Source organism: Pseudomonas sp. NPDC087626 (assembly GCF_044743405.1).
Taxonomy (GTDB): domain Bacteria; phylum Pseudomonadota; class Gammaproteobacteria; order Pseudomonadales; family Pseudomonadaceae; genus Aquipseudomonas.
On the sequence record NZ_JBIUWJ010000039.1, the window covers coordinates 29,116 to 53,070 of the forward strand.

Here is a 23,955-nt window from a genome sequence, read left to right on the forward strand (position 1 = left end):
AGGGTGGGACTTCATTCCTGCCCAACGCTCGGAGTCAGCATGTCCCAACCCATTACCGTCCTTCGTGATACCCACCCGTTGCCAGTGCTCGACGCCTGCAAATGGGAAAAGCTCGAAGGCGACCCGCACACCGTCAACCTCAACGCGTACACCAGCGAGGATGGCAGCAAGATCATGGGCACCTGGATCTGCACGCCAGGCAAATGGCGAGTCGACTATGTGAAGTGGGAGTACTGCCATTTCCAGGAGGGCTACTGCGTGATCACCCCGGACGGCATGGCGCCGATCCATCTGCGTGCGGGTGACATCTTTGTGGTCGAGCCGGGGATGAAAGGCACCTGGGAAGTGGTGGAGACTGTGCGCAAGTACTTCGTGTTTGCCTGAGGATTGCAGCCGGTAAAGGGTGATCTTTTGATCTTGGCTTTGTGGGTATATCCGTTGCTGCGGTGAGGGCGGCTAATGGTTCCGCCCTTACGGCGTCTCACTTTTGGAGCCCAAAAGTAAGCAAAAGGCTCTGGCCCCACCACTCGGCACCTCGCTTAGGCTCGGTGTTCCCTCACGCAGGCTTGAATCCGTGGGCCGCCGCCACGCGCCATCCATGGCGCGGGGCGGCTAACCCGGCGTCCTGCCGGGTTACCCACGGCTTCAAGCCTGCGTTCGGCCAGCGTGGTTAACGGGGCGCCCAGGATCAAAAGCCAGAGCCAAAGCCAAAGCCAGATCAAAAGATGGCTGACTTCGTCAGCGTCTTAGGAAGTAGAAGCCACACCGCGCATGCCCTAGCGATCAGGTCGGCTTTAAGGCCGCCTCGCTTTGTTTTTGATCCTGGGCGCCCCGTTAACCACGCTGGCCGTACTTCGATATTGATTTGGGGGGTAAACCGGCAGGACGCCGGTTTAGCCGCACTGGGCCAGGGAGGGCCCATTGCGGCGGCCCCCCAAATCAATGTCGGAGTACGGGCATGCCGAGCCTAAGCGAGGCACCGAGTGGTGGGGCAAGAGCGTTTTGCTTACTTTTGCGCTGTTCAAAAGTGAGCCGCCGTCAGGCGGAACCATAGGAGGCCATTACCGCAAAAATGGATATGTACTCGGTCTAATCCAACACCCCAGAGGCCCACAGGTACAACGTCGCACCACAGTTGTGTAGATACCTATGCCGCGATTGGCGAGATTGGCGCGACGCGGTATGTGCGCAAAATCCGCTTATCGTTCATCACGAGCAAGCTTTGCTCCTACCACACGCACACCGCCCGGCACCTATCGTCCTGATAGCTGGAGTCAAACCGCCCAACCCCCTAGAATCCCCGCACGATTAAAGGAGACGACTTCATGCTGATGGTGATTTCCCCCGCCAAGACCCTCGATTACCAAACACCGCCGGCCACCCAGCGCTTCACCCAGCCGCAATACCTCGATCATTCCCAGGAACTGATCCAGCAGTTGCGCGAGTTGAGCCCGGCGCAGATCAGCGAACTGATGCACGTTTCCGACAAGATCGGCGGCCTCAATGCCGCGCGCTTTGGCAGCTGGACCCCGGCGTTCACCCCGCAGAACGCCAAGCAGGCGCTGCTGGCCTTCAAGGGCGACGTCTACACCGGGATGAATGCCCAGACTTTCAGCGAAGCCGATTTCGACTATGCCCAGCAACACCTGCGCATGCTCTCGGGCCTGTACGGCCTGTTGCGCCCGCTGGACTTGATGCAGCCCTACCGCCTGGAGATGGGCACCAAGCTGGCCAACGCCCGGGGCAAGGACCTCTACGCGTTCTGGGGCACGCAGATCAGTGAATGGTTGAATGAGGCGCTGGCCGAGCAAGGCGACGATGTGCTGCTCAACCTGGCCTCCAACGAGTACTTCTCGGCGGTCAAGCGCAGCGCCCTGAATGCCCGGATCATCAATACCGAGTTCAAGGACCTGAAGAACGGCCAGTACAAGATCATCAGTTTCTACGCGAAAAAGGCCCGCGGCATGATGAGCCGCTTCGTCATCCAGGAACGCATCAACGACCCCGCCGACCTCAAGCAGTTCGACCAGCAGGGTTACCGCTACAGCGCCGAGCAGTCGAAACCCGACAGCCTGGTGTTCCTGCGCGACCACGCCGAGGACTGACGCACCTACCTGGCGCACGGCCCGACCAGCGGTACGTGCGCCCCCCTCCCCTTTCTCCTCTCTGCACGCCATTACGCCATTCTTATGGCGCCAAAAAACCACCACCCCAATGCGCTAACTTTAATTTCACTCGACAAGGGTGATTTTTTTCACTAGTGGCACCATTTTTTTAACCCGGTAGTGGCATAAAACTATCCCCGTCAATTAACTCCCCATTAATAAAGGGCCAAACGGCAAGTGCTATCAATATGAGAGCAGTGCCATCTTTGCCAATATTTCAAGAAATTTCAGAGTGGGGGATGAACGGCCATGAACTATCTGAAAATACGCCGCTCATACCACCGGTAACGATTCTCCATGTCGCTGTAGGAGATAACTTACGCCAAGTGCCAAGCCACTCACCAAGTTGTCACATTGAACTTGGCAGGCTGCACCATTAAACCGGGATAACAGTGAACGACAGGAGACCCCTCACCTCACTATTGCCCAAAGGCCAAGGCTGCGCCCCCCATAAGCGTGCTCAATGCAGGCACCTAAGTGGTTGAGGTTACTGGCATTTTGCCGAACCTCAGGATCACCCGACAGTTGCACCACGGCGCCCCAAAGGACGCCCGGCTGCATATCAGGGCGAGCCAACACAATCAGGCCAAGTTACGCACAACTTGAGTGCACTTATTTAGACACTCGCCACTGAGCATGCCAATAGAAGGAAGTGCGGTGTTCGCCTGCCGAACTTCCGCGTTAATTACGACCGCTGAACACTATTAACTTCGGCCATTTAATGGCGTGATAAACACAGAGGTAAATGCGATGCGCATCAGCATATTTGGTTTGGGTTACGTCGGTGCAGTCTGTGCCGGTTGCCTATCTGCACGAGGCCATGACGTCGTCGGCGTCGATGTCGCCAAAGACAAGATCGATATGATCAATGCCGGTCGTTCGCCGATCGTTGAACCGGGCCTGGGCGAGCTACTCGCACAAGGCATCCAGACCGGTCGCCTGCGGGGTACCACCAACTTCGCCGAGGCCATTCGCGACACCGACCTGTCGATGATCTGCGTCGGTACGCCCAGCAAGAAAAACGGCGACCTGGAACTCAACTACATCGAGGCGGTATGCCGCGAGATTGGTTTTGTCCTGCGTGACAAGACCACCCGCCACACCATCGTGGTGCGCAGCACCGTATTGCCGGGCACCGTGGCCAACGTGGTGATCCCGATCCTCGAAGACTGCTCGGGCAAGAAGGCCGGGATCGACTTCGGCGTTGCGGTCAACCCAGAGTTCCTGCGTGAAAGCACGGCGATCAAGGACTACGACCAGCCGCCGATGACCGTGATCGGCGAATTCGACACCGCCTCGGGCGACGTTCTGCAATCGCTGTACGAAGAACTCGACGCGCCGATCATCCGCAAGGACATCGCCGTGGCCGAGATGATCAAGTACACCTGCAACGTCTGGCACGCCACCAAAGTGACCTTCGCCAACGAAATCGGCAACATCGCCAAGGCCGTCGGCGTCGATGGCCGCGATGTGATGGACGTGGTCTGCCAGGACAAGACCCTCAACCTGTCCCAGTACTACATGCGCCCGGGCTTCGCCTTCGGCGGTTCCTGCCTGCCCAAGGACGTGCGCGCCCTGACCTACCGCGCCAGCTCCCTGGATGTCGAGGCGCCGCTGCTCAACTCGTTGATGCGCAGTAACGAGTCACAGGTGCAGAACGCCTTCGACATCGTCGAAAGCCACGACAAACGCAAGATCGCCCTGCTCGGCCTGAGCTTCAAGGCGGGCACCGACGACCTGCGCGAAAGCCCGCTGGTAGACCTGGCAGAAATGCTCATCGGCAAGGGCTACGACCTGAGCATCTACGACAGCAATGTCGAGTACGCCCGGGTTCACGGCGCCAACCGCGACTACATCGAGTCGAAGATCCCCCACGTCTCGTCCCTGCTCAACTCGGACTTCGACTCGGTGATCGACAACTGCGACGTGATCATCCTCGGCAACCGTGACGAGAAGTTCCGCGCCCTGGCCCAGGACGCGCCCCACGGCAAACAGGTCATCGACCTGGTGGGCTTCATGTCCAAGGCCACCAGCGTCAGCGGCCGCACCGAAGGCATCTGCTGGTAAGACAGCCGCGAGCTTCGAGCTTCGAGTTTCAAGCGGCAAGTTCAAAAGCTCTTCACTTGCAGCTTGAAGCTCGAAGCTCGTAACTGACTTTAGGATTGCGATTATGCACAGGCTAAAACACGGCCTACTCCAGGCCGCCGGTTGGCTGTTGTTTTTATGTTTGTTGATGGGCCTGGCCTTGCTGTTGCCCACGTCCACCTTTGACGCAGAGTCCAAGGACTTTATTTTCCTGATTGGCGCCGTGGGTATCTGGCGCTATTCGATGGGTGCCACGCACTTTCTGCGTGGCATGCTGTTTCTCTACGTGGTCTACCCGCACCTGCGGCGCAAAGTACGCAAACTGGGCAGCGCGGCGGACCCGTCCCATGTATTTCTGATGGTCACCAGTTTTCGTATCGACGCGTTGACCACCGCCCAGGTGTACAGCTCGGTGATCCGCGAAGCCATCGAGTGCGGCTTCCCGACCACCCTGGTCTGCTCGATCGTGGAAATGTCCGATGAGCTGCTGGTGAAAAGCCTGTGGGCAAAAATGAACCCGCCGGCTCACGTCAAACTCGACTTCGTGCGCATCCCTGGCACCGGCAAGCGTGACGGCCTGGCCTACGGTTTTCGCGCCATCTCCCGCCACCTGCCGGACAACCGCGCCGTGGTCGCCGTGATCGATGGCGACACCGTGCTCGCCGAAGGTGTCGTGCGCAAGACCGTGCCGTGGTTCCAACTGTTCGAGAACGTCGGCGGCCTGACCACCAACGAATTCTGCGAAGTGCGCGGCGGCTACATCATGAGCGAATGGCACAAGCTGCGTTTCGCCCAGCGCCACATCAACATGTGCTCGATGGCCCTGTCCAAGCGCGTGCTGACCATGACCGGGCGCATGTCGGTGTTCCGCGCCACCGTGGTCACCAACCCGGACTTCATCGCCGATGTCGAAAGCGACTCGCTGCAGCACTGGCGCCTGGGCCGCTTCAAGTTCCTCACCGGTGACGACAAATCCAGCTGGTTCAGCCTGATGCGCCTGGGCTACGACACTTTCTACGTGCCGGATGCCGCGATCAACACCGTGGAGCACCCACCGGAGAAGAGCTTCATCAAGGCCAGTCGCAAGCTGATGTTCCGCTGGTACGGCAACAACCTGCGGCAGAACTCCCGGGCCCTGGGCCTGGGGATGAAACGCCTGGGCCTGTTCACCTCAGTGGTGCTGTTCGACCAGCGCGTGTCGATGTGGACCTCACTGCTGGGCCTGACCGTGGCGATCATCGCCAGCTTCAAGTACGGCACCGCCTTCATCCTGGTGTACCTGCTGTGGATCGGCATCACCCGGCTGCTCCTGACCCTGCTGCTGTCCTGCTCCGGACACCGGATCGGCCCGGCCTACCCGGTGATTCTCTATTACAACCAGATCGTTGGCGCGCTGGTGAAGATCTACGTGTTCTTCCGCCTCGATCAACAGTCCTGGACTCGCCAGCCCACTTCCCTGACCCGTGACCTGGCCAGCTTTCAACGTTGGTTCAACACCTGGTCGTCTCGGACCATGACCTTCTCCGCCGGCAGCATTTTTGTCGCCGCGCTGTTGCTGATGGTCTGACCCGCCTTGCCTGAATTAACTAGGAAATCGCCCCTATGAATACCGCCGTGAACGTCAACGTAGTGCATGAATCCGAAGCCCAACGCCAACACGCCCGAGTCAAGATCCCGGCCAAGCTGCGCTTCTTCGGCCCGGACCGCACGCCCGTGGAGGCGCGCCTGATCGACCTGTCGGCCGGTGGCCTGAGCTTCAATGGTGGGCAGATCCCGTTCAAGGTCGGTGAGGTGAAAAAGGGGCGGCTGCAGTTTCTGATCGACAACCTTGGCCTGGCCATGGACGTCGAGCTGATGGTCCGTTCGTTCGACCGCCAGACCGGTCGCGTCGGCTGCCAGTTCCAGAACCTGGAACCCCAGGACATCTCGACCTTGCGCCACCTGATCACCTCGCACCTATCTGGCGATATCGTGACCATGGGCGACGTGCTGGCGACCCTGCAACGGGACAACTTCACCAAGGCGCGCAAGCTCAAGGACGGTGGCAGCGGCATGACCGCCTTCGGTCGCCTGCGGGCGGTGACCTTCAGCGCCGGGATCTTCGTCATTGGCCTGGCGGCGTTCGGCTTCATCCTCAAGTCGGTGTACGGCATGTACTTCGTCAGCCATGCCCAGGCGGGCCTGGTCAGCGTGCCGGGAATGAACGTCACCATGCCCCGCGATGGCACGGTGCAGAGCCTGGTGCAAACCGACGGCGTGGCCGCCAAGGGCGCGCCCCTGGCGACCTTCAGCACCAGCATGCTCGACGTACTCAAGGGCCATCTGGACGAAGACCAGTTGCAGCCGGCCAAGGTCGAGGAACTGTTCGGCAAGCAGATGACCGGCACCCTCACCTCCCCCTGCGACTGCACCGTGGCCCAGCAGATGGTTGCCGACGGCCAGTACGCCAGCAAGGGCGATGTGATCTTCCAGTTGGTGCCGCGCAACAGCCAGGCCAACGTCGAGGCGCGCTTCACCTATCGCCAGTTCGCCGACGTGCGCCCAGGCACCGCAGTGAACTTCCAGGTGGCCGGCGACGACGAGCTGCGCAGCGGCAAGATCGTCAGCAGCACCAGCCTCAACAGCGCCGACCTGTCCTCCGACATCCGCGTGCAGATCAAGCCTGACGCTCCCCTGGACAGCACCTTCGCCGGCCGCCCGGTGGAAGTCAGCAGCGACCGTGGTCCGTCCCTCAACTGGCTGATCGACAAAGCCATGACCAAAGGTCTTTAAGCGGAGGACATGCCTGTGATCACGCCCCCATTCCAAAGAACACCGCAGCCTCTGTGGGAGCGAGCCATTGTGGGAGCGGGCTTGCCCGCGAAAGCAACGCCTCGGTCCGCCAGGCACACCCAACCATGCCCATCGCGGGCAAGCCCGGCTCCCACAAAAGCCTATTTGCACAAGGGTTATGCGTTCTGCGCACTGGCCCTGGCCATCGGCCTCAGTGGCTGCGCCGGCCTGCCCGACCAGCGCCTGGCCAATGAAGCCTTGAAGCGTGGCGACACCGCGCTGGCGCAGCAGAACTATCAACAACTGGCCGAGCTGGGTTACAGCGAAGCCCAGGTTGGCCTGGCCGACCTGCAGGTGGAAACCCGTGACCCGGCGCAGATCAAGGCCGCCGAAGCCACTTACCGGGCTGCCGCCGAAATCTCGCCACGAGCTCAGGCCCGTCTGGGCCGCCTGCTGGTGGCCAAGCCGGGTTCCAGCGAAGCCGAGCAGCACGAAGCCGAAGGCCTGCTGAAAAAGGCCTTCGCCAATGGCGAGGGCAATACCCTGATCCCCCTGGCGATGCTCTACCTGCAGTATCCCCACAGTTTTCCCAACGTGAACGCGCAGCAGCAGATCAGCCAATGGCGCAGCGCCGGTTACCCGGAAGCCGGCCTGGCCCAGGTGCTGCTGTATCGCACCCAGGGCACCTACGACCAGCACCTGGATGACATCGAGAAAATCTGCAAAGTGGCGCTGAGCAGCACCGACATCTGCTACGTCGAATTGGCCACGGTCTATCAGAAACGTGCCCAACCCGAGCAACAAGCTGAACTGCTCAAGCAACTGCAGGCCGGCTTCAGCCGCGGCACCGTGTCGGCCCAGCGCATGGACAGCGTGGCACGGGTCCTGGCGGATGCCAGCCTCGGCACCCCGGACGAAAAAACCGCCCAGACCATGCTGGAGCAGATCGCCCCCGCCTACCCCGCCGCCTGGGTCAGCCTGGCCCAGTTGCTCTACGACTTCCCTGAACTGGGGGATGTCGACAAGCTGATGGAGTACCTGGAAAACGGCCGCGCGGCCGACCAGCCACGGGCCGAACTGCTGCTGGGCAAACTCTACTACGACGGCAAGTGGGTGCCGGCCGACGCCAAGCAGGCGCAATCCCACTTCCAGAAAGCCGTGGGCCGAGAAGTCGCCGCCGACTACTACCTCGGCCAGATCTACCGCCGGGGCTACCTGGGCCAGGTCTATTCGCAAAAAGCCCTGGAGCACCTGCTGACCGCTGCGCGCAATGGCCAGAACAGTGCCGACTTCGCCATCGCCCAACTGTTCTCCCAAGGCAAGGGCACCCGGCCCAACCTGCTCAACGCCTATGTTTTCAGCCAACTGGCCAAGGCCCAGAACACCCCGCAAGCCACTGAGCTGGCACAGACACTCGAAGCCCAATTGCCGCCCGCGCAACTGGCCGAGGCGCAACGCCTGTTGCAACAGGAACAGGCAATCCGTGGCGCCGTAAGCCAGACCCCCTTGAACGTGCAGGCCCTGCAAGAAGATGGTGAGGAATCCCTATGAAGTTGAATCCCTTTGTAAAGGCTGGCATCGGCCTGAGCTTCGCCCTGCTGTGGTCCTGCCCGACCCTGGCCGCGATGACTGATACCAAGCACATGGGCCTGGACGTGAAGATCACCGGTCAATCCGAAGACGACCGCGACCTGGGCACCGCGCCTGGCGGCGACGTCAACGGCGTGGGCCTGGACCTGCGTCCGTGGGTCTATGGCGAAAGCGGCAACTGGAGCGCCTACGCCATGGGCCAGGCCGTGACCTCCACCGACATCATCGAGACCGACACCCTGCAGCAGTCCGACACCGAAGGCACCCAGGGCAGCAACGACGACGGTCGCAAGAGCAAGAAGAACTACCTGGCCATGCGCGAGTTCTGGGTCGCTTACGGCGGCCTCACCCCTTACCCCGGCGAGGTTCTCAAGTTCGGTCGCCAACGCCTGCGCAACGACGACGGACAATGGCGCGACACCAACATCGAAGCGTTGAACTGGACCTTCGACACCACCCTGTTGAAAGCCAACGTCGGGATCGCCGAACGCTTCAGCGAATACCGCACCGACCTCACCGAACTGGCCCCTCAGGACAAGGACCGCCTGCATGTGTTCGGCGATATCGCAACGCAATGGACACCGGGGCAATGGGTCGGCCTGCGCGCCCATCACACCCATGACGACGGCAAGCTCGATTACCCGACACCGGGCGAGGCGAGCGACGCCAGCGACAAAAAACAGAATGGCGACCTGAGCTGGGTCGGCCTGGAAGCCAACAGCGACGCTTACAACTGGCGCAATACCAATACGGTCAATTACTGGGCCAGCGTCACCGGCATGTCCGGCGAGCGCGACACGGTCAACCCGCTCAACGCCGATGGCAGCCACCCGGCCGAGGCCAAACGCAGCGGCGATGTCGATGGCTGGGCCACCGACCTGGGGGTGCGCCTGCGCCTCGATCCGAAGTGGCAGGTCGGTGCCGCCTACGCCCGTTCCAGCGCCGACTACGAGCAGAACGGCCTGCAGAGCAACCGCTCCAACTACACCGGCACCCGCGCCCGGGTCCACCGTTTTGGCGAGGCTTTCCGTGGCGAAATGAACAACATGCAGAGCGCCACCCTGTTCGGTTCCTGGATGCTCCAGGACGACTACGACGCCAGCCTGGTCTACCACAAGTTCTGGCGCGTCGACGGCAACAAGCCGGTCGGCAGCAACGGCATCAATGCCGTGGACAACAACTACGACGACGTCACCGGCGCGCTGCTGTCGAGCACCTCGCTGCCGCTGGAAGACGGTAACAAGGACCTCGGCCAGGAAGTCGACCTGGTGGTCACCAAGTACTTCAAGCAAGGCTTGCTGCCGGCCAGCCTGAGCAAGTCGATCGACGAACCGGCGGCGCTGGTGCGCTTTCGTGGCGGTGTGTTCAAGCCCGGCGATGCCTACGGCAACCAGGTCGACTCGTACATGCACCGCGCGTTCGTCGACGTGATCTGGCGCTTCTGATGCGAGCCGCCAAGGGAGTGCCCCGGATGAACAACCCTGCGATCAACCTGTTGGCCGCCGCCCTGCTGCTGGCGGGCAACGCTGCGTTCGCCAGCGTCGAGCCTGGCGCGCCGGTGGGCAAAAGCCAGCCGGTGACCGTGGCCAAGGAGCTGCAACAGGCCAAGACCTACACCGTCAGCAGTGCGCCGACGGCGCCCCTGGAACTGGCGGCACCGACGCTGCCCGACCTGTCCGGCTACACCGCGCAAGCGGTGGAAGCCAAGATCGTGCGCAGCAAGGCCGGCAAGGTCAGCGTGCGGCGGATGATGCAGGAAAACGCATTGAAGGACTTCATCGGCGGCGACAACAAGATGGCCGAATGGGTGGTGCGCCAACACGGCATCCCCCAGGCGATCTTCATTGACGACGGTTACCTCAACCTCAAGGACCTGAGTAAAAAACTGCCCAAACAGTACTTCAGCGAAACCTCGCCCGGGGTGTTCCTGGCCCGCTTGCCGATCGTGGTCGGCGCCAAGGGAATCCTCGATATCGACAAGCAGACCCAAGAGTTGCGTTTGTCCGAGGAGGCCGGTTCGTTCCTGGTCAACGACGGCCAGCTGTTTGTGCGCGACAGCAAAATCACCGGCTGGCGCGAATCAACCAACGGCCCGGCGACCTTCCGCTCGCCCAAGGAATTCCGCCCGTTCCTGCTGGCCTGGGGCGGCACCCAGACCTACATCGTCAACAGCCAGATGGCCAGCTTCGGCTACGCCAACAGCAAGTCCTACGGGGTGAGTATTTCCCAGTACACGCCGAACATGGCCAAGGTGCTCAAGCGTTCGGAACCGAGCGGCTGGATCATCGACTCCGAATTCTCGGACATGTGGTACGGCTTCTACTGCTATGAAACCCGCGACTTCGTGGTCAAGGGCAACACCTACAAAGACAACATCGTCTACGGCATCGACCCCCATGACCGCTCCCACGGGCTGATCATTGCCGACAACACCGTGCATGGCACCAAGAAGAAGCACGGCATCATCATTTCCCGGGAAGTCAACGACAGCTTCATCTTCAACAACCGCAGCTACGACAACAAACTGTCGGGGCTGGTGATCGACCGTAACAGCGTCAACAACCTGGTGGCCTACAACGAGATCTACCGCAACCACACCGACGGCATCACCCTCTACGAGAGTGGCGACAACCTGCTGTGGGGCAACAAGGTGATCAGCAACCGGCGCCACGGCATTCGCATTCGTAACAGCGTGAACATCCGCCTCTACGAAAACATCGCCATGGCCAACGGCCTGACCGGGGTCTACGGCCACATCAAGGACCTTTCCGACACCGACCGCGACATCAAGCTCGACCCGTTCGACGCCCAGGTGTCGCTGATCGTGGTCGGCGGTGAGCTGGCCGCCAACGGCAGCGGACCGCTGTCCATCGACTCGCCGCTGAGCGTCGAGCTGTACCGGGTGTCGATGCTTGCCCCGACCAAATCCAGTGGCATCAGCTTCTCGGGGATCCTCGGCGAACGCCAGGACGAAATCCTCGACCTGCTGGTGCGCCAGCAAAAAGCCGTGCTGATCGACCCCGTCGAACGCCAGACCGAAATGCGCGACTGAGGATGACATTCATGAAACCCCACTTGATCAAACTGCTCAGCCTCACCGGCCTGGCCGCCGCCCTGTTCAGCGTCAGTGACGCGGCCAGCGCCGATGCGGCCAAGGCACCGAACTTCAGTGCCGAGCCGTGCTGCAACCTGTGCCCCGAAGCCCATGACGCGAAAAACTACACCACGCGTTACCAACAGAACTTCACCACCCTGGTGCAAGCCCAGGGCGATTGGCTGTTCCGTACCCAGGAAGACCTGCGCACCGAATTCACCACCACGCCGGCAGGCTTTCGTCGCCTCAAGCAACTGCGCGAAGCCTTCAAGAGCAAGGGCATTGAACTGGTGGTGGTCTACCAGCCGACCCGTGGCCTGGTGAACCGCAACAAGCTCAACCCACAAGAGAAGGCCGCGTTCGATTACGACAAGGCGCTGAAAAACTACCAGGGCATGCTCGCGCGTTTTGCCGAGATGGGCTACGTGGTGCCGGACCTTTCGCCGCTGACCAACGAAGCGCTGCCCGAGACCCTGCCCGCGCATGATTTCTACTTCCGCGGTGACCAGCACTGGACCCCTTATGGCGCCCAGCGCACGGCGAAAATCGTCGCCGAGAAGGTCAAGCACCTGCCCGAATTCGCCGACATTCCCAAGCGTGAATTCGAGACCAAGAAGTCTGGGCGCATGGGCAAGACCGGTACCCTGCATAACATGGCCGGGCAACTGTGCGGCACCAGCTACGCCATCCAGTACATGGACCAGTTCACCACCGAGCCCAAGGGCGAGGCGGCGGACGGTGACCTCTTCAGCGATGCCGGCAACCCACAGATCACCCTGGTCGGCACCAGCCACAGCGGCAAGAACTACAACTTCGCCGGTTTCCTGGAAGAGGCCATCGGCGCCGACATCCTCAACGTTGCCTTCCCCGGCGGTGGCCTGGAAGGTTCGATGCTGCAGTACCTGGGCAGCGAGGAGTTCCAGAAAACCCCGCCGAAGATCCTCATCTGGGAGTTCTCGCCGCTGTATCGCCTGGACCAGGAAACCATCTACCGCCAGATGATGGCCCTGCTCGATAACGGCTGCGAAGGCAAGGACGCGCTCCTGAGCAGCAACTCGACCCTCAAGCCGGGCAAGAACGAGTTGATGGTCAACAGCAAGAACATGGACCTGCGCAACAGCAGCCATCAGATCGACATCCGCTTCGCCGACCCTTCGGTGAAAACCCTGCAAGCCACCCTCTGGTACATGAACGGTCGCCACGAGGACATCAAGATCGACAAACCGGAAACCTCCGACACCGACGGTCGTTTCGCCTTTGAACTGCGCACCGACGAAGACTGGGCCACGCAGAACCTGCTGGCCGTTGAAGTCCAGGGCCCGCAAGCGGGTGCTGCGCCACAGAAAGTCGAAGCGAAAATCTGCAAACGCAACGTATTCCCGAGCGCTGGGCAACGTACCGCCCAGGTCGGGCAATGAGGTCTGCCATGCACAACCGAAAACTGCACAGCCGTTTGGCGCCCGCCCTGCTCAGCCTGGCGCTGTTCGCCGGCGTCACGCAGGCCGCCGCGCCGCTGCGTCCGCCCCAGGGCTATCTGGCCCCGGTGGAGAAATTCAAGACTGGCGACAGCAAGAGCAATTGCGACGCCACGCCAACGCCCTACACCGGCGCGCTGCAATTTCGCAGCAAATACGAAGGCTCCGACAAGGCTCGCTCGACCCTCAACGTGCAATCGGAAAAAGCCTTTCGCGACGCCACCGCCGACATCACTCGCATCGAACGGGGCACCAGCAAACAGGTGATGCAGTTCATGCGCGACGGTCGTGCGCAACAGCTCGAATGCACGCTCAACCAGTTGAGCGCCTGGGCCAGCGCCGATGCCTTGATGTCCAAGGACTTCAACCATACCGGCAAGTCGATGCGCAAATGGGCGCTGGGCAGCATGGCCTCGGCCTACATCCGCCTGAAGTTCTCCAGCTCCCAGCCGCTGGCGACTCACCAACAGCAAGCGCAACAGATCGAGGCCTGGTTCAGCCGAATGGCCGACCAGGTCGTCAGCGACTGGGACAACCTGCCGCTGGAAAAAACCAACAACCACTCGTACTGGGCCGCCTGGTCGGTGATGGCCACTGCCGTCGCGACCAACCGCCGCGATCTGTTCGACTGGTCCGTCAAGGAATTCAAGGTCGCTGCCAACCAGGTCGACGCCGAAGGTTTCCTGCCCAACGAACTCAAGCGCCAACAGCGGGCACTGGCCTACCACAACTACGCCTTGCCGCCGCTGGCGATGATCGCCAGCTTCGCCCAGGTCAACGGTGTCGACCTGCGCCAGGAAAACCAGGGCGCGCTCAAGCGCCTGGGCGACCGGGTACTCGCCGGGGTCAAGGACCCGGACGAGTTCGAGGACAAGAACGGCCAGGAGCAGGACATGACCGACCTTAAAGTCGACTCGAAATTCGCCTGGCTCGAACCCTACTGCTCGCTCTACACCTGCACGCCGGATGTGCTGGAGAAGAAGCGCGAGATGCAACCGTTCAAGACCTTCCGCCTGGGGGGTGACCTGACCAGGGTCTACGACCCGAGCCATGAGAAGGGCAAAGGCTCTTAAGACCAACACGAAACCTTGTGGGAGCGGGCTTGCCCGCGATAGCGGTGGATCAGTCGACAACATTGGTGATGTGTCAGACCGATATCGCGGGCAAGCCCGCTCCCACAGTGAAGATGTATGCCCTCCAAATTTCGACCGGGGGGTTTGGGGGGGCCGTTGGCCCTTGAATGTGAGTTCAACTAGGAGAGATCGGGATGGTATTTTCATCCAACGTGTTCCTGTTTTTGTTCTTGCCGATCTTCCTCGGCTTGTACTACCTGAGCGGGCAACGCTATCGCAACCTGCTGCTGTTGATCGCCAGCTACGTGTTCTATGCCTGGTGGCGAGTGGACTTCCTCGCGCTGTTCGCCGCCGTCACGCTGTGGAACTACTGGATCGGCCTCAAGGTCGGTGCCGCCGGCGTGCGCACCAAGCCGGCCCAACGCTGGCTGCTGCTGGGCGTGGGCGTGGACCTGTGCATCCTCGGCTACTTCAAGTACGCCAACTTCGGCGTCGACAGCATCAACGCCATGATGACCTCGGTAGGGCTTGAGCCATTCATCCTGACCCACGTGCTGTTGCCGATCGGGATCTCGTTCTACATCTTCGAGTCCATCAGCTACATCATCGACGTCTACCGTGGCGACACTCCGGCGACCCGCAACCTGATCGACTTCGCGGCGTTCGTGGCGATCTTCCCGCACCTGATCGCCGGTCCCGTGCTGCGTTTTCGCGACCTCGCCGACCAGTTCAACCACCGCACCCACACCCTCGATAAGTTCTCCGAGGGCTGCACGCGGTTCATGCAGGGTTTCATCAAGAAAGTGTTCATCGCCGACACCCTGGCGGTGGTCGCCGACCATTGTTTCGCCCTGCAGAACCCAACCACCGGCGACGCCTGGCTCGGGGCCCTGGCGTACACCGCGCAGCTGTACTTCGACTTCTCCGGCTACAGCGACATGGCCATCGGCCTGGGCTTGATGATGGGTTTCCGCTTCATGGAAAACTTCAAGCAACCGTACATCAGCCAGTCGATCACCGAGTTCTGGCGGCGCTGGCACATCAGCCTGTCGACCTGGCTGCGCGACTACCTGTACATCACCCTGGGCGGCAATCGCAAAGGCACCCTGACCACCTACCGCAACCTGTTCCTGACCATGTTGCTCGGTGGCCTGTGGCATGGCGCCAACATCACCTACATCGTCTGGGGGGCCTGGCACGGCATGTGGCTGGCGATCGAGAAAGCCATCGGTCTCAACACCTCGCCGCACAGCTTCAACCCGATCCGCTGGGCCCTGACTTTCCTGCTGGTGGTGATGGGCTGGGTGATCTTCCGCGCTGAAAACCTGCATGTCGCCGGGCGGATGTACGGCGCCATGTTCAGCTTCAGCGACTGGTCGCTGTCGGAGCTCAACCGCGCCAGCCTCACCGGCCTGCAAGTGGCAACCCTGGTGGTGGCCTACGCGACCCTGGCCTTCTTTGGCCTGCGGGACTTCTACCGCAACCGCCCGGCAGCCCCTCACGGCACAACGGCCAACATGGCGTCCGGCGCCGATGCCCTGGTGCTGGCGGGTGGCACGGTGGCGGTATGGCCACGCTACGCCATGCGCGCCCTGGTCCTGCTGCTGTTCCTCGCCTCCATCCTGAAACTCTCGGCGCAAAGCTTCTCGCCGTTCCTTTACTTCCAGTTCTGAGGGATCTGACCATGACCCGCTCATTACGCGTGTTCTACATCGCCCTGTTCCTGGTGACCCTGATGGTCCTGGGCCTGTGGTCGGTACGCAGCTTCTTCGGCTTCAGCACCAACGCCGAGGCGACCGTGCTCAACGGTCGCTGGAGCAAGGCCGTGGAAACCCACTACGACGAGCAGTTCCCGATCAAGCGCCTGGGCACCAACCTGTGGGCCGCGCTGGACTTCAAGCTGTTCAACGAAGGCCGTCCGGGCGTGGTGCTCGGCCGCGATCAGTGGCTGTACAGCGATGAAGAGTTCAACCCGATCGTCAACGAAGAGCTGAACCTGCAAGGCAACTACGCGCTGGTCGAGGGCGTGCGCCAGACCCTCAAGGCGCGCGGCGTGCAACTGGTGATGGCGGTGGTGCCAGCCAAGGTGCGCCTGTACCCGGAACACCTGGGCGAGGTCAAGCCGGCGAGCATCCACGCCAACCTCTACCAGGACTTCCACCAGCGCCTGGCCGCCGACCGAATCCCGGCCCCGGACCTGCTCGGCCCGCTGCAAGCGGCCAAGCAGAAGGGCCAGCAAGTGTTCCTGCGCACCGACACCCACTGGACCCCGGAAGGCGCCGAGATCGCCGCCAACCGTCTGGCTAAAACCATTGCCGACAAGTACCCGCTGAGTGGCGAGCCACAGCGTTTCATCACTGAACCCGCGGAAAAGATCACCCACAAGGGCGACCTGCGTCTATTCCTGCCGCTGGACCCGCTGTTCGAAAACCTGATGCCGGCGCAAGAGTCGCTGCAAAAGCGCAACACCGTGGCAGCTGTCGACCAGCCTGCCGGTGACGACGCGCTGTTCGCCAACAGCGAAGTGCCGGTGGCCCTGATCGGCACCAGCTACAGCGCCAACCCCAGCTGGAATTTTGTCGGTGCGCTCAAGCAAGCGCTGAACAGCGACGTGGTGAGTTACGCCGAGGACGGCCACGGGCCGATCCTGCCGATGCTCAGCTACCTGAAAAGTGACGACTTCAAGAACAGCCCGCCCCAGGTGCTGATCTGGGAGTTTCCTGAACGTTATCTGCCCGTGAACAACGAAATCGGCGACGCCGACCCGCAGTGGGTCGCGGAACTCAAACAAGCCGGTGCGCGCCAACAGAACGTAGCCGCAAACACTCAATCCGAGACGCCCGACCGGGCGCAAAACTGAAAGAGGTAACTCCCATGACTTGCACTTCCAATCCTCGTCGTCTCGCCAAGACCTTCGCCCTCGTTGCCGGCATGAGCATGCTGTCGATGTCGGCGTTCGCCGGCGATGCCGCCCTCTACGGTCCCGTCGCACCAAAGGGCTCGAGCTTCGTGCGCATCTACAACGCCAGCAACGCCGAAGTCAGCGCTACGGTCGGCAGCACCAACCTGAGCGAAGTCGCGCCTTTGGCCAGCAGTGACTTCAGCTTCATGCCTGGCGGCGACTACAGCGCCAAGGTCGGCAGCCAGACCCTGCCGGTGAAGCTGGCCGCCGATCACTATTACACCCTGGTCAACAACGCCAGTGGCCAGCCGCAACTGATCGAAGAACCGCCGTTCAAGAACAAGCAGAAGTCCCTGGTACGGGTGCAGAACCTCACCGACAAGCCCCTGACCCTGAAGACTGCCGATGGCAAGACCGAAGTGGTCAAGACCGTCGCCGCCAAGGGTCGTGGCGAGCGCGAGATCAATCCGGTGAAAGTCAGCCTGGCGCTGTACGACGGCGAGAAAAAAGTCGGCGACCTCAAGCCCGTCGCCCTGGAACGCGGTGAAGCCGCGGTGCTGTACGTCACCGGCAACGGCAGCAGCCTGTCGCCCGTCTGGGTGAAACGCCCGGTGTCGACGCGCTAACAAATTTTCCGGACTGGCATATGTCCCCCCTGTAGGAGCGAGCCTGCTCGCGAAAAACGTCAGGACAACGCGTTATCCAGACAGCACGCGTTTTCGTTGACGACCATCGCGAGCAGGCTCGCTCCTACAGAGGACCGAGGCGTCAATCCGGACACGGAACAAGAACAAGAGTGAAACGACACAGCGTTCGTAGCTCTATCCAAACGATTTTCGAGGAGTAACACCATGATTCCAGTGATCTTGTCAGGTGGTAGCGGTTCACGTCTCTGGCCGCTTTCGCGTAAACAGTTCCCCAAGCAGTTCCTCGCCCTGACCGGTGAACACACGCTGTTCCAGCAGACCCTCGAGCGCCTGGTGTTCGATGGCATGGACACACCGATCGTGGTCTGCAACAAGGACCACCGTTTCATCGTCAACGAGCAACTGAGCAACCGCAAGCTGGAGGCCCAGCGCATCCTCATGGAGCCCTTCGGGCGCAACACCGCACCGGCCGTGGCGCTGACCGCGATGATGCTGCTCAACGAAGGTCGCGACGAGTTGATGCTGGTGCTGCCGGCCGACCACGTGCTCGAAGACCAGAAAGCCCTGCAACGCGCCCTGGCCCTGGCCACCGTGGCCGCCGAGCGCGGTGAGATGGTGCTGTTCGGCGTGCCGGCCACTAAACCTGAAACCGGCTATGGCTACATCAAGTCCTGCAACGATGCGCTGCTGCCCGAAGGCGTCAGCCGGGTTTCGCACTTCGTCGAAAAACCCGACGTCAAGCGCGCCACCGAGTTCGTCCAGGCCGGGGGCTACTTCTGGAACAGCGGCATGTTCCTGTTCCGCGCCAGTCGTTTCCTCGAAGAGCTGAAAAAGCACGACCCGGACATCTACGACACCTGCCTGCTGACCCTTGAACGCAGTGAGCAGGATGCCGACACCCTGACCCTCGACGAAGCCACCTTCGCCTGCTGCCCGGACAACTCCATCGACTACGCGGTGATGGAAAAAACCCAGCGCGCCTGCGTGGTGCCGCTGACCGCCGGCTGGAGCGATGTCGGGTGCTGGTCGTCGTTGTGGGACGTGCACGAGAAAGACAGCAACGGCAACGTCAGCAAGGGCGACGTGGTGATCCAGGACAGCCGCAACTGCATGATCCACGGCAACGGCAAACTGGTGTCGGTGATCGGCCTGGACAACATCGTCGTGGTCGAGACCAAGGACGCGATGATGATCGCCCACAAGGACAAGGTCCAAGGCGTCAAGCAGATGGTCAACACCCTCAACGAACAGGGCCGCAGCGAAACCCAGAACCACTGCGAGGTCTACCGCCCATGGGGTTCCTACGACTCGGTGGACATGGGCGGGCGTTTCCAGGTCAAGCACATCTCGGTCAAGCCGGGCGCCTGCCTGTCGCTGCAGATGCACCATCACCGCGCCGAACACTGGATCGTGGTCAGCGGCACCGCCGAGGTGACCTGCGATGAAAACGTGTTCCTGTTGACCGAGAACCAGTCGACCTACATTCCGATCGCCTCGGTGCATCGCCTGCGCAACCCGGGCAAGATCGCGCTGGAGATCATCGAGGTGCAATCGGGCAGCTACCTGGGCGAGGACGATATCGAGCGGTTCGAGGATATCTACGGACGCTCCACCCCGCTTGAGCGTGGGGTGTCGGTGAAAACTATCGCGCAATAATCACGGGCAACAAACCAGCCTCCGTCCAGCCGACTGCGTCCCCTATCCGCAGTAGGTTGGGCGGGGGCTTTTTTGCATCCCCAGCCAGCCTGGTCGCCAACCTCCCCTACGCTTAGGTAGGATGCTGTTTCCCGCTTGCGAGGTTTGCTCCATGTTCATCGGCGTTCTGTTGGTCATCACCTGGTTGATTCTGTTGTTGCGTTATCCGGCCAAGGCCTTGCCGGTGTCATTGGCGGCGGCGCTTGGATTGGGCTTGGTGGCTATCTGGGTGGTATGGCTGGACAACCGCGAGGTCAAGCAACTGGCACGCCTGGAGTTGCGCATCAGCTACGCCCCCGAGCAGTGCCCGGCGGACCGGCCGTTGCTGCTGAAAATGAACAACGGCAACGCTGTGCCGCTGACCGAATTGCGGTGGCGGATCGGCGCCTATGCACCGGGCGATACGGTCAACCTGGCGGACAATCAATACGCCGCACCGCGCTACCGCGGCCCAGGTGAATTGCAGGCCGGGGCCAACTGGCAAGACTGCCTGCCGATGCCGCCGCTGCGCCCTGGCTATCGTCCACAAACGCTGGAGTTTCGTGCCGAGCGTTTACAAGGTAGCTTCTCCGACTGAATCCCCTTCTCTGCTGATTGCACAAGGATCGCGCCATGCCCATCGCGTTAATCACCGGTTGTTCCAGTGGCATCGGCCGCGCCCTGGCCGATGTGTTCAAACAGGCCGGTTACCAAGTCTGGGCCACTGCGCGCAAGGCTGAGGATGTGACGACCCTCGCCGCCGCCGGTTTCACCGCCGTGCAGTTGGACGTCAACGATGGCCCGGCACTCGAGCAACTGAGCGAACAGATCAACCAGCAGCATGGCGGCCTGGATGTATTGATCAACAATGCCGGCTATGGCGCCATGGGGCCGTTGCTCGATGGCGGGGTGCCGGCCATGCAGCGCCAGTTCGAAACCAACGTGTTCGCCCTGGTCGGCGTCACCCGTGCGCTGTTCCCGCTGTTGCGCCACAACAAGGGCCTGGTGGTGAATATCGGCAGCGTGTCCGGGGTGCTGGTCACCCCGTTTGCCGGCGCCTACTGCGCCTCCAAGGCCGCGGTACATGCCTTGAGCGACGCGCTGCGCATGGAGCTGGCACCGTTCGGCATTCGGGTGCTGGAAGTGCAGCCGGGGGCGATTGCTTCCAGCTTTGCGAAAAATGCCGGGGCTGAGGCCGAACAGTTGCTCAACCAACAGTCACCTTGGTGGCCGCTGCGCGAAGGTATTCGGGCGCGGGCCAAGGCGTCCCAGGACAAGCCGACCGCCGCCAGCGAGTTCGCCGCCGACCTGCTCAAGGCCGTGCAGCAAGACCGACCACCGCGCCTGCTGCGCCTGGGCAACGGCAGCCGCGCCCTGCCACTGTTGGCGGGGTTGCTGCCCAAGGGCTTGCTGGAGTCGGTGTTGATGAAGCGGTTTGGCTTGCGCGGGCAGCTCTGAAGCTCGAAAAGCATCGCGGGCAAGCCGCAAGCGGGCGCCCGCTCCCACAGGAGAGGTGTCGGAGCAGGGCTTGCCCGCGATGGCGTCCGAACAGGTACCCGCCAACCTCAGCTCCAATCCTTCATGAAATCAATAAACGCCCGCACTTTCAGCGGCAAGTGCCGGGTGTCCGGGTACAAGGCATACACCCCCTGCAGGGCAAACCGGTGATCGGGCAACAAGCGTTGCAATCGACCCTGCTGCAGATCCTCGGCAACCAGCCATTCAGGCAAAATCGCCACCCCCTGCCCGGTCAGGGCAAATGCCCGCAGGGTGGCCGAGTTGTCGGCGATGATTGCGGTTTTCCCAGGCAGCGGTTGATAGACATGCTCAGTGCCTGCGGGGTCCGTGACCGTCAACTCGGGCACCCGGCCGTGCCCCAGGGTCGGCAGTGCCTCCAGCTCGGCCAGGCGGATCACTGGCCCGTGGCGTTCGAGCAGCGTGCGCGTCGCCACCGGGTAAATCTCGAAGGTCGACAACTGCACGGCGCGCAGGTTGGAGTCGTGCATCCGCCCCAGACGAATCGCCACGTCAAACCGTTCGGAAATCAGGTCGGCATGGGTCGAGGACGTCGACAAGTGAATGTTCAACTGCGGATGCTCCTGGCGAAACACCTCCAGCGCGCCCACCACCTGGGCCAGGGCAAATTCCAGGGTGGTGGTGATTCGCAGCGTGCCCTTGAGCTGGGTGTGCTCGGAGCGCGCCTCCTCGATCGCCAGGCGCGCTTCATCCAGGGTGCGCAGGCAGCGCAGATAAAAACGCTCACCGGCATCGGTCAGCGCCAGTTGCCGGGTGCTGCGGGTCAGTAGAGTTACCCCCAACTCGGCTTCCAGACGCTTGAGATTGAAGCTGACCACCGCCCGGGTCTGCCCCAGCAGATCGGCCGCTGCGGTCAATGAGCCGGCCTCGACGACGGCCTTGAAGGTATCAAAACGGTCCAGGCTGACCATGGTGAGGGCATTCCTTGTCAAAATAATTTTGACAAACTAGCAGGCAAACCAGTGTTTCTCTAGCACTTGCAGCGCACTACCCTGCCCGTCTCTTTGACCGGGAAGTCGTCATGGCCTATCGCTGGAAAGTCGCATTGGTGTATCTGCTGGGGTTTGCCCTCGACCTGATGAACATGTTCGTCGCCAGCATTGCCTACCCCGACATCGCGCAGCAATTGCACGCCTCGGTGACCCAACTGGCGTGGATCAGCAACGCCTACATGCTCGGCCTGACCTTGATCATTCCATTGAGTGTGTGGCTGGCGGCGCGGTTCGGCGAGCGGCGGTTGATCCTCGCTTCACTGCTGCTGTTCGGCGGCGCCTCACTGCTGGTGGCCGGTGCCGACTCGATTGAAGCGCTGATCGGCTGGCGACTGCTGCAAGGGCTCAGCGGAGGCCTGTTGATCCCCCTCGGCCAGGCCTTGGCGTTTCGCCAATTCCCGGCGCAACAACGGGCCCAACTGACCACCTGGGTAATGTCGGTCGCGTTGCTGGTCCCCGCGTTGTCGCCGGCCGCGGGTGGGCTGATCGTGCAAGCGCTGTCGTGGCGCTGGGTGTTCTACCTCAATCTGCCACTGACCCTGCTGGCCCTGGTACTCGCGACTTGCTGGTTGCAGGCCGATCCGCCGCGGGTCGTGCAGCGCGCCCAGTATGGCGCGGGCACACTCTCGGCCTTGCTTGACCTGCAGTTGTTGCACAGCCCGTCCTTGCGGCTGGCCATGTGGGTCTACCTGTTGATCCCCGGCGTGTTCATCGGCACCAGTCTGATTGCCGTGTTGTACCTGCACCAACAGGGTTGGGGTAACGCGCAGATCGGCGCCCTGATGCTGCCTTGGGCGCTGGGCTCGGCACTGGCGATTGCCGTCGGCAAACGGGGTTTCAACCGCTGGGGTCCCAAGCCATTGCTGGTGGTCGGCGCCCTCCTGCAAAGCCTGGGCATTGGCCTGCTGGTGCTGATCGAGCAACCACAAGGCTGGCTGCCGGTGCTGGCTTATGCCTTGATGGGCCTGGGTGGCAGCCTGTGCAGCAGTTGCGCGCAGACCCTGGCCTTTATCGACATTCTTCCCGCGCGCATGAACCACGCCAGCGCCCTGTGGAACATCAATCGGCAACTGAGTTTCTGCCTCGGCGGCGCCGTGCTAAGTGGCTTGCTCAGCGTCCTCGGCCCGCACTCGGCGTATGCCTTCGAACGCTGTTTCCTGGCTGCCGCACTGCTCTCGCTGGTACCGCTGTGGGCCGTATTGCGCTTTGATTCATCGGGCGTGAAAGCGCTCGTCACCGCCCACCCACTCCTGGAAAAAACCTGATGAACGACTATCGCGATTATTTTACTGAAGTCACCCAGACCCTCGCCAACATCGAACAATGGTTCGCCGGCACGCCCGATCGGGGGGTACTGGAGCGCTTGCTGGCGCGCTTCTCCCCGCAGTTCTCGATGATTGCCCCCAATGGCAACAGCCTGGACATTGCCGCCTTGCAGCAACTGTTCGAAACCCTGGGCGGTGCGCGTCCGGGGCTGCGCATCGACTTGAGCGACATGCGCGGGCTCGACCAGCATGCCCAAGGCGCGACCCTCAGCTACCGCGAGTTGCAGTCGGATGCCAGCGGCGTCCTCAACGATCGCCGGGCCACGGTGGTGATCGAGAAACTGCCGTCAGGCAAATTGCTGTGGCGGCATTTGCACGAAACCTTCTGCCAATGACGAGGTGCCTGTAGCAGCTGTCGAGCCTGCGATATCCATAGGTATCTACCCAACTTTGTAGCGGCCTGTGGCGAGGGAGGAGCTTGCTACCGTGGCGGCCTCTGGGCTTCTGGCGTGTTGGATTAGGCGGGGTACATATCCATTTCTGCGGTAACGGCCACCTATGGTTCCGCTTTTACAGCGGCTCACTTTTGAGAGCCCAAAAGTAAGCAAAAGGCTCTTGCCCCACCACTCGGCACCTCGCTTGGGCTCGGTGTGCCCTCACTCCGGCTTGAATCCGTGGGCCGCCG

Annotated in this window: 19 protein-coding genes; 18 read left to right on the top strand and 1 reads right to left on the bottom strand. The window is 61.8% G+C overall.

What is annotated here, in order from left to right; translation table 11 throughout:
• Window positions 1-39 precede the first annotated feature (39 nt).
• From ACIOVD_RS24630 to ACIOVD_RS24705, 16 genes are all read left to right on the top strand, one after another.
• The gene (locus ACIOVD_RS24630; RefSeq protein WP_095171292.1) at window positions 40-384 is read left to right on the top strand and encodes a cupin domain-containing protein; all 345 of its coding nucleotides are present in this window, start codon (window positions 40-42) and stop codon (window positions 382-384) included.
• 941 nt (window positions 385-1,325) lie between these two features.
• Window positions 1,326-2,105 (top strand): peroxide stress protein YaaA, encoded by a 780-nt coding sequence (yaaA, locus tag ACIOVD_RS24635; RefSeq protein WP_401130734.1) that lies wholly within the window; start codon window positions 1,326-1,328, stop codon window positions 2,103-2,105.
• Between the two features lie 810 nt (window positions 2,106-2,915).
• Window positions 2,916-4,232, top strand: a complete 1,317-nt coding sequence (locus ACIOVD_RS24640) for a nucleotide sugar dehydrogenase (RefSeq protein ID WP_159993898.1) — start codon at window positions 2,916-2,918, stop codon at window positions 4,230-4,232.
• Window positions 4,233-4,335: 103 nt separating this feature from the next.
• Window positions 4,336-5,817, top strand: a complete 1,482-nt coding sequence (alg8, locus tag ACIOVD_RS24645) for a mannuronan synthase (RefSeq protein ID WP_095171938.1) — start codon at window positions 4,336-4,338, stop codon at window positions 5,815-5,817.
• 35 nt (window positions 5,818-5,852) lie between these two features.
• Window positions 5,853-7,022 (top strand): PilZ domain-containing protein, encoded by a 1,170-nt coding sequence (locus ACIOVD_RS24650; protein WP_401130737.1) that lies wholly within the window; start codon window positions 5,853-5,855, stop codon window positions 7,020-7,022.
• Between the two features lie 165 nt (window positions 7,023-7,187).
• On the top strand, window positions 7,188-8,573 hold the full coding sequence (gene algK / locus ACIOVD_RS24655; RefSeq protein ID WP_194240663.1) for an alginate biosynthesis TPR repeat lipoprotein AlgK: 1,386 nt from the start codon (window positions 7,188-7,190) through the stop codon (window positions 8,571-8,573).
• Window positions 8,570-10,057, top strand: coding sequence for an alginate export family protein (locus tag ACIOVD_RS24660; RefSeq protein WP_401130739.1), 1,488 nt, complete (start codon window positions 8,570-8,572; stop codon window positions 10,055-10,057). Before algK ends, ACIOVD_RS24660 begins: the two co-directional genes overlap by 4 nt.
• A gap of 26 nt (window positions 10,058-10,083) precedes the next feature.
• The gene (gene algG, locus ACIOVD_RS24665; RefSeq protein ID WP_320333698.1) at window positions 10,084-11,664 is read left to right on the top strand and encodes a mannuronan 5-epimerase AlgG; all 1,581 of its coding nucleotides are present in this window, start codon (window positions 10,084-10,086) and stop codon (window positions 11,662-11,664) included.
• Window positions 11,665-11,675: 11 nt separating this feature from the next.
• Entirely contained in the window at window positions 11,676-13,124 is a 1,449-nt protein-coding gene (locus ACIOVD_RS24670) for an alginate O-acetyltransferase (protein WP_095171929.1), read from the top strand.
• Between the two features lie 8 nt (window positions 13,125-13,132).
• Complete coding sequence (locus tag ACIOVD_RS24675) at window positions 13,133-14,254, top strand: mannuronate-specific alginate lyase (protein ID WP_320333697.1); 1,122 nt, start codon at window positions 13,133-13,135, stop codon at window positions 14,252-14,254.
• A gap of 194 nt (window positions 14,255-14,448) precedes the next feature.
• On the top strand, window positions 14,449-15,927 hold the full coding sequence (locus ACIOVD_RS24680) for an MBOAT family O-acyltransferase (RefSeq protein WP_401130742.1): 1,479 nt from the start codon (window positions 14,449-14,451) through the stop codon (window positions 15,925-15,927).
• An 11-nt stretch (window positions 15,928-15,938) separates the two neighbouring features.
• The gene (locus tag ACIOVD_RS24685; RefSeq protein WP_401130744.1) at window positions 15,939-17,114 is read left to right on the top strand and encodes an alginate O-acetyltransferase; all 1,176 of its coding nucleotides are present in this window, start codon (window positions 15,939-15,941) and stop codon (window positions 17,112-17,114) included.
• Between the two features lie 14 nt (window positions 17,115-17,128).
• A complete protein-coding gene (locus ACIOVD_RS24690) occupies window positions 17,129-17,782 on the top strand; it encodes an alginate O-acetyltransferase AlgF (protein ID WP_095171922.1) in 654 nt (217 codons plus the stop codon).
• Between the two features lie 225 nt (window positions 17,783-18,007).
• Window positions 18,008-19,459 carry a mannose-1-phosphate guanylyltransferase/mannose-6-phosphate isomerase gene (locus tag ACIOVD_RS24695; protein WP_095171920.1) on the top strand — a complete coding sequence of 484 codons (1,452 nt, stop codon included), beginning with the start codon at window positions 18,008-18,010 and terminating at the stop codon, window positions 19,457-19,459.
• Window positions 19,460-19,610: 151 nt separating this feature from the next.
• Entirely contained in the window at window positions 19,611-20,075 is a 465-nt protein-coding gene (locus ACIOVD_RS24700) for a multidrug transporter (RefSeq protein ID WP_159993885.1), read from the top strand.
• 35 nt (window positions 20,076-20,110) lie between these two features.
• A complete protein-coding gene (locus ACIOVD_RS24705; protein WP_159993883.1) occupies window positions 20,111-20,935 on the top strand; it encodes an SDR family oxidoreductase in 825 nt (274 codons plus the stop codon).
• A 107-nt stretch (window positions 20,936-21,042) separates the two neighbouring features.
• On the opposite strand, the gene ACIOVD_RS24710 is transcribed toward ACIOVD_RS24705, so the two are convergent.
• Complete coding sequence (locus tag ACIOVD_RS24710; protein WP_401130747.1) at window positions 21,043-21,924, bottom strand: LysR family transcriptional regulator; 882 nt, start codon at window positions 21,922-21,924, stop codon at window positions 21,043-21,045.
• Window positions 21,925-22,034: 110 nt separating this feature from the next.
• Between ACIOVD_RS24710 and ACIOVD_RS24715 the strand changes: the two genes are divergently transcribed.
• Both ACIOVD_RS24715 and ACIOVD_RS24720 read left to right on the top strand, forming a co-directional pair.
• Entirely contained in the window at window positions 22,035-23,270 is a 1,236-nt protein-coding gene (locus ACIOVD_RS24715) for an MFS transporter (protein WP_401130749.1), read from the top strand.
• Window positions 23,270-23,665, top strand: a complete 396-nt coding sequence (locus ACIOVD_RS24720; protein ID WP_159993879.1) for a DUF4440 domain-containing protein — start codon at window positions 23,270-23,272, stop codon at window positions 23,663-23,665. The genes ACIOVD_RS24715 and ACIOVD_RS24720 overlap by 1 nt, the downstream gene beginning before the upstream one ends.
• Window positions 23,666-23,955: the final 290 nt, after the last annotated feature.